This window comes from Blautia luti, from assembly GCF_013304735.1.
GTDB lineage: Bacteria > Bacillota > Clostridia > Lachnospirales > Lachnospiraceae > Blautia_A.
Map to the genome: position 1 here is coordinate 1 of NZ_JAAITI010000067.1, position 8,204 is coordinate 8,204.

The 8,204-nt window shown below is 45.6% G+C and carries 12 protein-coding genes; all 12 read left to right on the plus strand.

The window, feature by feature from the left end; all coding sequences use genetic code 11:
* Positions 1 to 673 precede the first annotated feature (673 nt).
* The 12 genes from iolG (at position 674) to G5B06_RS18245 (ending at position 8,152) form a co-directional block, all read left to right on the plus strand.
* Positions 674 to 1,687 carry an inositol 2-dehydrogenase gene (gene iolG / locus G5B06_RS18200; protein WP_148446722.1) on the plus strand — a complete coding sequence of 338 codons (1,014 nt, stop codon included), beginning with the start codon at positions 674 to 676 and terminating at the stop codon, positions 1,685 to 1,687.
* Positions 1,688 to 1,713: 26 nt separating this feature from the next.
* Complete coding sequence (iolE, locus tag G5B06_RS18205) at positions 1,714 to 2,613, plus strand: myo-inosose-2 dehydratase (protein WP_118063076.1); 900 nt, start codon at positions 1,714 to 1,716, stop codon at positions 2,611 to 2,613.
* A gap of 106 nt (positions 2,614 to 2,719) precedes the next feature.
* Complete coding sequence (locus tag G5B06_RS18210; protein ID WP_173772694.1) at positions 2,720 to 3,565, plus strand: class II fructose-bisphosphate aldolase; 846 nt, start codon at positions 2,720 to 2,722, stop codon at positions 3,563 to 3,565.
* A 102-nt stretch (positions 3,566 to 3,667) separates the two neighbouring features.
* On the plus strand, positions 3,668 to 4,894 hold the full coding sequence (rlmD, locus tag G5B06_RS18215; protein WP_243278894.1) for a 23S rRNA (uracil(1939)-C(5))-methyltransferase RlmD: 1,227 nt from the start codon (positions 3,668 to 3,670) through the stop codon (positions 4,892 to 4,894).
* Between the two features lie 132 nt (positions 4,895 to 5,026).
* Positions 5,027 to 5,347, plus strand: coding sequence for a SymE family type I addiction module toxin (locus tag G5B06_RS18220; protein ID WP_148446720.1), 321 nt, complete (start codon positions 5,027 to 5,029; stop codon positions 5,345 to 5,347).
* 14 nt (positions 5,348 to 5,361) lie between these two features.
* Complete coding sequence (locus tag G5B06_RS19515) at positions 5,362 to 5,760, plus strand: ParA family protein (RefSeq protein WP_330606754.1); 399 nt, start codon at positions 5,362 to 5,364, stop codon at positions 5,758 to 5,760.
* On the plus strand, positions 5,750 to 6,124 hold the full coding sequence (locus G5B06_RS19520; RefSeq protein ID WP_330606755.1) for a ParA family protein: 375 nt from the start codon (positions 5,750 to 5,752) through the stop codon (positions 6,122 to 6,124). The genes G5B06_RS19515 and G5B06_RS19520 overlap by 11 nt, the downstream gene beginning before the upstream one ends.
* A complete protein-coding gene (locus G5B06_RS19130; RefSeq protein ID WP_148446716.1) occupies positions 6,114 to 6,593 on the plus strand; it encodes a ParB N-terminal domain-containing protein in 480 nt (159 codons plus the stop codon). Before G5B06_RS19520 ends, G5B06_RS19130 begins: the two co-directional genes overlap by 11 nt.
* A gap of 112 nt (positions 6,594 to 6,705) precedes the next feature.
* Complete coding sequence (locus tag G5B06_RS19135) at positions 6,706 to 7,107, plus strand: hypothetical protein (protein ID WP_148446714.1); 402 nt, start codon at positions 6,706 to 6,708, stop codon at positions 7,105 to 7,107.
* 129 nt (positions 7,108 to 7,236) lie between these two features.
* On the plus strand, positions 7,237 to 7,536 hold the full coding sequence (locus tag G5B06_RS18235; RefSeq protein ID WP_291543553.1) for a hypothetical protein: 300 nt from the start codon (positions 7,237 to 7,239) through the stop codon (positions 7,534 to 7,536).
* Between the two features lie 46 nt (positions 7,537 to 7,582).
* Positions 7,583 to 7,903: a TfoX/Sxy family protein gene (locus G5B06_RS18240; protein WP_173761923.1), complete on the plus strand. Its 321-nt coding sequence runs from the start codon at positions 7,583 to 7,585 to the stop codon at positions 7,901 to 7,903.
* Positions 7,904 to 7,966: 63 nt separating this feature from the next.
* Positions 7,967 to 8,152, plus strand: a complete 186-nt coding sequence (locus G5B06_RS18245; RefSeq protein WP_005342831.1) for a DUF6440 family protein — start codon at positions 7,967 to 7,969, stop codon at positions 8,150 to 8,152.
* Positions 8,153 to 8,204 lie beyond the last annotated feature (52 nt).

Below are 8,204 nucleotides of genomic sequence, written 5' to 3' on the forward strand. Positions count from 1 at the left end.
GCTGGATGCCTGGAGTTGGAGGGGCTGAGTTTGCGCTTGCGTGGCGGGAAGGTGGCGGGCATCGGCGCTGCGCTGGACGCTTGGAGTTGGAGAGACTGAGTTTGCGCTTGTCTGACGGGAGGGTGGCGGGCATCGGCGCTGCGCTGGATGCCTGGAGTTGGAGAGGCTGAGTTTGCGCTTGCGTGGCGGGAAGGTGGTGTGCGTCGGCGCTGCGCTGGACGCTTGGAGTTGGAGAGGCTGAGTTTGCGCTTGCATGGCGGGAAGGTGGTGTGCGTTGGCGTTGCGCTGGACGCTTGGAGTTGGAGGGGCTGAGTTTACGCTTGCGTGACGGGAGGGTGGTGTGCGTCGGCGCTGTGCTGGACGCTTGGAGGTGTAGAAGCTGAGTTTGTCTGATGGGAGGGTGGCGCTTGGCTGGATAGCAGTGGTAGTGTGGCTTTGATATGGAGTAGTGTGGGAATGTGTTGGAATTGTTGTGGTGAAGTTGACCTAAAAATATTGCATATTGCAGCTAAAAATAGTTCTCGTCATTTTTAATAGAAAAAAGATGGTAATATTGTACAATATTAGGGGTTGCGATTTGTGGGTTACGATGATATTATATTAAGCATAAAGAGCGTGTTCGGACACGCAAGAGGATAACATTGGGAAAATAAATCAAAAGGAGATCAAAACTATGATTAAAGTTGGTATTATCGGAGCAGGTAGAATTGGTAGAGTTCATATCACCAGTATCACAACAAGGGTACCGGATGCAGTAATTAAGACTGTTGCGGATCCGTTTTTAAATGATGAGACTGCTGCTTGGGCTAAGAGCATGGGTGTTGAGCATACGACTAAGGATTATAAGGAGATCATCAACGATCCTGAGATTTCCGCAGTTCTGATCTGTTCTTCTACAGATACTCATTCTCCGATTTCTGTAGAGGCTATCAAGGCTGGCAAGCATGTTTTCTGTGAGAAACCGATCGATCATGATATTGCCAAGATCAAAGAGGTTATCAATGCTCTTGAGGGCACGAATCTGAAATATCAGGTTGGTTTCAACAGAAGATTTGACCACAACTTTGAGTCTCTTCAGCAGGCTGTTGCAGCTGGTAAGGTTGGTAAACCGGAGATCATCAAGATTACTTCCCGCGATCCTGAGCCGCCTAGCATTGATTATGTTAAGGTTTCCGGTGGTATGTTCCTGGATATGACCATTCATGATTTTGATATGGCTCGTTTCCTTGCAGGATGTGATGCTACTGAGGTTTATGTTCAGAGTGCGAACCTGGTTGATCCGGCTATCGGTGAAGCTGGGGATGTTGATACAGCTGTTATCACTCTTCAGATGGAGAATGGTGCGATCGCTGTTATCGATAACTGCAGAAGAGCTTCCTATGGATATGACCAGAGAGCGGAAGTATTCGGTTCTGAGGGTATGGCTGCTATCTCCAATGACAGCCAGTCTTCCACAGTGATCAGCAATGCTGAGGGCGTTACCGGTGAGAAACCGATGTTCTTCTTCCTTGAGAGATACATGGATGCTTACGGTAAAGAGGTTGCAGCATTTATCGATGCCATCGTTAATGACAAAGAGACACCTCTGAATGTTTACGATGGTCTGAAACCGGTATTAATGGGTCTTGCTGCTAAGAAATCCAGCGAGGAGCACAGACCGGTTAAGATTTCTGAGATTATGGAATAATTCAAATAATAAAGGAGAATTGACCAATGTTTGATAAGAATAAAGTAAAACTTGGTATTGCACCAATTGCATGGACTAACGATGATATGCCGGACCTTGGCAAAGAGAATACTTTTGAGCAGTGTGTCAGTGAGATGGCCCTTGCCGGTTTCACAGGTTCCGAGGTTGGTAACAAATATCCGAAAGATCCGGAAGTTCTCAAGAAAGCTCTTGAACTTCGTGGTGTTGAGATCTGTAACCAGTGGTTTTCAAGCTTCCTTATCACCAAACCATTTGAGGAAGTTGAGAAAGAGTTCCGTGCACAGCTTGCTTTCCTGAAAGCTATGGGGGCTAAGGTTATTGGCGCTTCTGAGCAGAGCTACAGTGTTCAGGGTCAGCTGGATACTCCGATCTTCGGCCATAAATATGAGATGAATGACCAGGAGTGGGATACTTTCTGCACAGGTATGAACAAACTTGGTAAGATCGCCAAAGAGGAGTATGGCATTGCCCTTACTTTCCATCATCATATGGGTACTGTTGTACAGAGCCTTGCTGAGGTTGACCGTATGATGGAGAATACAGATCCTGAGTATGTAAGCCTTCTTTTTGATACCGGTCACTTTACATACTGTGGAGAGGATCCGCTTGAAGTTGTTAAGAAGTATGTTCACAGAATCAAACATGTTCATCTGAAAGACATCCGTCCGGAAGTTGTTGAGCAGGTTAAGAAAGAGAACATGAGCTTCCTTGCAGGTGTAAGAGCTGGTGCCTTCACAATTCCTGGAGATGGATGCATCAACTATGATCCGATCTTTAAAGTTCTGGAAGAGGCTGGCTATGAAGGATACATGGTTGTAGAGGCTGAGCAGGATCCGGCTAAGGCTAATCCGCTTGAGTATGCGATCCGTGCAAGAAAATTCATTGCCGAGAAGACAGGACTCTAAATAATAAATAATATAAATCAGACGGAAAAAGCGGTATCGGCCAGAAGTGCGTGGACACCGCTTTTTCTGCAAACAGTGTACGATTAACAGGACAGGAGGATCAGTCATGGCACTTGTGAAAATGAAAGATCTGCTGAAGCGTGCCGAGGAGAAGAATATTGGCTGTGGTGCTTTCAGCGTTGGTAATATGGAGATGGTGAAAGGTGCGATCCGCGCCGCAGAAGAATTAAATACACCCATCATCCTTCAGATCGCGGAGGTTCGTCTCAAGAATTCCCCGCTTCATCTGATGGGACCGATGATGGTGCAGGCTGCAAAAGAAGCCAAGGTGGATGTGGCTGTCCATCTGGATCACGGCCTTACTTTTGAGACGGTTGACAAGGCTCTGGAGCTTGGTTTTACATCCGTTATGCTGGATGCGTCCACTCTTCCTTTTGAGGAAAATATCGCCAAGGTAAAGACGGTTGTGGAGAAAGCCCGTAAATATGGCGCCACCGTTGAGGCTGAGCTTGGTCTTGTAGGCGGAAGTGAGGATGGAAGCTGTGACCATGGTATCCGCTGCACAGACCCGGATGATGCAGTTGTTTATGCAAGAGAGACAGGTATCGATGCTCTTGCAGTTGCCATCGGCAATGCACACGGTAACTATCCGGTAGCACCGACTCTTGCTTTTGATGTACTGGAGAAGATCTATGAGAAAGTGGACATTCCGCTGGTTCTTCATGGCGGCAGTGGTATCACGGACAAAGATTTCCAGAGAGCGATCTCTCTTGGTATCCGCAAGGTGAATATTGCCACAGCAAGCTTTAACAGCCTGACTGCTCATGTGGAGAAATATATGGCATCCACAGACAAACATAATTTCTTTGATCTCAATGAGGCTATGGTTCAGGGGACTTATGAGAATGTGAAGAGACATATTCTTGTATTTAACGAGCCATATCAGGCATAAATCAAGGATTTTCTTGTAAAAAAACATAAGGTCTGCTAAGATGTTCTCAGTGAAAATAACTGGGAACATCTTTTTTGTGCCCGTGAAAGAGGAGAGATATAAATGGAGCAGAAAGAAACTGTCTGTTCAGTTGCGAAGAAATGCGGCGGCTGTCGTTACCAGGGAGTACCCTATCAGGATCAGCTTCGCAAGAAACAGAAAATTACAGAAGGCCTTCTGAAAAAATTCGGTAAAGTTGAACCGATCATCGGAATGGAAGATCCTTATTATTACAGAAATAAAGTTCATGCGGCGTTTGGCCGTGACCGGAAAGGAAATGTGATCTCCGGCATCTATGAGGAGAAGAGCCACAGGATCGTTTCTGTGGATGACTGTATGATCGAGGATAAAAAGAGCCAGGAGATCATCCGTACTATCCGTGGTATGCTGAAATCTTTTAAGATCAAGACTTATGATGAGGACACAGGTTACGGACTTCTCAGACATGTGCTTGTGCGCAGAGGATTTTCTACAGGGGAGATCATGGTAGTTCTGGTTACGGTTTCACCGATCTTTCCGTCCAAGAATAATTTTGTAAAAGCTCTCCGCAAGGAACATCCGGAGATCACAACTGTAGTACTCAATGTCAATGACAGACAGACCAGCATGGTTCTCGGAGACCGGAATATTGTACTTTACGGACCGGGATTTATCAAAGACCGTCTTATGGGACTGACCTTCCGTATTTCACCGTCTTCCTTTTATCAGGTAAATCCGGTGCAGACAGAAGTGCTTTACGGAAAAGCCATGGAGTTTGCGGCAATGACAGGGAAAGAGCGTGTGATCGATGCTTACTGCGGAACAGGTACCATTGGGATCATTGCTTCCAGAAATGCCAGAGACGTCATTGGTGTGGAGCTGAACCGTGATGCCATCCGTGATGCCAGAATGAATGCCAGAGAGAACAAGATTCGTAATGTCCGTTTTGTTCCGGGGGATGCCGGCTGGTTTATGGAAGGAATGGCTGCAGAAGGGGAAAAAGTGGATGTAGTTCTTATGGATCCTCCGCGTGCAGGAAGTGACCGTAAATTCCTGCATTCTCTTTTGAGCCTTTCCCCGGAGAAGATCGTTTATGTATCCTGTAATCCGGAGACTTTGGCCAGAGACCTTGCATATCTTACAAAGAGAGATTATCTGGTGAAGAAGATGCAGCCGGTTGATATGTTCCCGGTCACCGATTCGGTGGAGACTGTGTGCCTTTTGGGCAAACGAAAACCAGATGCCAAGGTAAAAATAGGCATTGATATGGATGATTATTACCGTATCAGGGAAAATGCTGAAAGCAAATAAACCTTTACAAAACCGAATAATACACTGAAACAAAGCAAGACAGAAGCTGTTGATGCGTTAGAAAATAACGTGTCAGCGGCTTTTTCTTTTTATCTGAAAATCTATTAGTCAAATCTGAAAGGAGTCAATTCTATGGCAAAGAAAAATGTAAGAAATATGAAGGTTTGTGGACAGAGCGGTTATAAATATGAGACGGTTCCGGTAATTACATTAAAAGGAAAGTGGCTGGAAGAACTGGGATTTCATCTTGGGGATTATGTGCAGGTGAAATGTGAAAATGGTCAGCTGATTATCACGCCGGATGTGAATAAAGCACAGGAGCAGGAAGCAAAAACAGCATTTATGGATGAGGAGATTAAGAAACTGAAAATCAGATACCAGAATGAAAAAGAAGAAATTACTGCAAAATATGTGGCAGAGCAGAGTGCTGGCTGTTATGGAAAGAAAGCATGAGAGGGGGAGAAAGTGTGGCAAGAATTATCATGTGCGGATCATTTAAAGGGGGAGTTGGCAAGACTGCCAGCTCCTGGAACCTGGCTTATTCACTGGCTGAGATGGGAAAAAGGGTTCTGGCTGTTGATTTTGACAGCCAGGCAAATCTGACAACCTGCTTCGGAATTGAAGATCCTGCGGCTGTGCCGGTGACGATTGGACATCTGATGATGAATCGGCTGGAAGATGAGGAAATGCCGGATCTGTCAGAGTTTATTCAGAGCAGAAATAGCGTGGACTTTATTTCATCATCCATGATGCTTTCAGCAGTGGACAGTAAGCTGCGGATGGAGATGGGTTCAGAGAAGATGCTGACCGGCATTCTGGAGCCGCTGAGAGGATACCTGTCCATCGCTCGGAACATTGACGATTAACGCACTGACGGCGGCTGATGAGGTGATTATTGCTGTCAATCCGCAGCTTCTGGCAATGATGGGATTGCAGGATTTTATCCGGACAGTGAAGAAAGTCAGAAGCAGACTGAATGACCGCCTGCAGATTTCAGGAATCCTGCTGACTATGTGTGATGCAAGAACAAATCTCTGCAAGGTAATCACAGAACAGCTGACGGAAACTTTTGATGGACAGATCCGAATTTTCAAGAGCATCATACCGAATACAGTAAAGGTGGGAGAATCAATTTATTACAGTGAGCCGCTTCTGGAGTATGCACCGGAGAATAAGGCTTGTAAAGCATACCGGAATCTGGCAGAGGAGGTGGCTGGGGATGAAAGCTAATGCACCAAAAAGAAAAGTATTTCGGGACGCACTGGATCTTCTTGCTGAGGATCCGGTGCAGGATACGTCAGTGGCTGTGAACGGGATTGTTTCTATTCCTGTTGAGGAAATCCATCCGTTTTATGATCATCCATTCCGGCTGTATGAGGGAGACCGTCTGGAAGATATGGTACAGAGCATCAGGGCGTATGGTGTGCTGAATCCGGTGATCGTGAGGAAGGCTGCAAGGGGGTATGAGATGCTTGCAGGGCATAACAGAACCAATGCGGCGAAGATAGCAGGATTGACGGAAGTGCCGGCGATAGTGAAGACAGATCTGTCTGATGAGGATGCTTATGTATATGTGATCGAGACAAACCTGTTGCAGAGATCTTTTGCAGAACTGCTTCCATCAGAGAAGGCAGCAGTGCTGGTGGCACGTTATGAAAAGATAAGCAGTCAGGGGAAACGATATTCGGCAGGAGATTGAGGCTCTGGAAGAAACCTGTGGACACGATGTCCACAAGTCCAGACAGAGAACCTGTGGACATGATGTCCACAAGTCACAGAAAAGCCGTGATGGACTTGGTGAGGAATATGGAATGACTGGAAGGAATATTGCCAGATACATGCGGCTGGACCGGCTGATTCCGGAGTTTAAGGATGCCGTTGATAAGGGGACGCTGGCAATGGTAGCCGCTGTGGATCTGTCTTATCTGAATGTGAAGATGCAGAAGATGATCCAGCAGGTGGCAGAAGCAGAAGGAAAGAAACTGAAACCGAAGCAGGCAGTGGAACTGCGGAAGATGGGAAAGGAGATTACGAAAGAGGCGGTTGAAAGTGTCCTGGCAGGAAAAGAACAGAAGAAGCCGCAGAGTGTGTCTGTGAAGCTGCCGGTGGAATTGTATGAGAGGTATTTTGGGCAGATGGATGCCGGAGCGGTGCAGGAAATCATGGAGAAAGCACTGGAAGGGTATTTTGGAAAGGAGGCACCAGGTGTTTAGCAGGGAAGATCTTGAATGTCTGGATCCGGGATATTTTGAAATAATTTATATGGATGACCGGGATGTGACCATCATGTCCCGGAATACCAGACATATGTGGTATATACATAATCCGGAGATTCCTATGAGGTGGAGCTGGAGGATGTGGAAGCGGATTCCGGTGGTGAGACGGAGGCAGGGACGACGCAGAGGGATGTGGTGCGGCATGGCGTTGCGCAGATCCCGGTGTCGTTTTCTGTTACGGCGAAGTGGCTTAAGAAGCTGGCAGGGTATGCGAAACTGGATAAGATCAGCGTGCAGTATTTTGATGTGGAGACATCGGAGCTGAAACTGTCTGAGATGTATGTGACTGGGTATAAAGCGAAGCTGAAAAAGGATACCAGTTATAAGGGATTGTGGACGGTGAGCTTTACGTTGAAGGAGATGTAGTGAGATGTTATAATGGGAGAATCAAATAGGAATTTGAGGTGGAAATATGGCATCAAGCAAGGAATACTTAGAGCTTATTTTAGGGCAGCTATCTGAGTTAGAAGAAATTACTTATCGAGCTATGATGGGAGAATTTATTATTTATTATCGTGGCAAGATTGTAGGTGGTATCTATGATGATAGATTACTTGTTAAACCAGTAAAATCAGCAATTAGTTATATGCCGACAGCTCCGTATGAATTACCCTATGAGGGAGCAAAAGAGATGTTGTTGGTAGATGAGGTTGATAATAAGGAATTTTTGACAGGCTTGTTTCATGCAATGTATGATGAATTGCCAGCCCTAAAACCGAAAAAAAAGAAATAAACAATTCCCAGTTTGTATAACTGGAAAATTTAAATTTAACGCTTGAAAAAAGGAGAAATAAACATGGCAAAGAAAGAAGAAAGATTTGAAGTTACATTTAGAGACGGAAGTCAGCTTAAGGATGAAGGAGTTCGCCAAATCCTTGTAGATAAGGAGACTGGGGTTAACTATCTTTGTTGGAAATCTGGATATGGAGCGGCTATTACACCTCTTCTGGATTCAGAAGGAAAAGTCATAGTTACAAAGTAAAATCGGAATTTCAGGAGGTGTTTTTATGCCACAAATGAATAAGGGAGGAAAA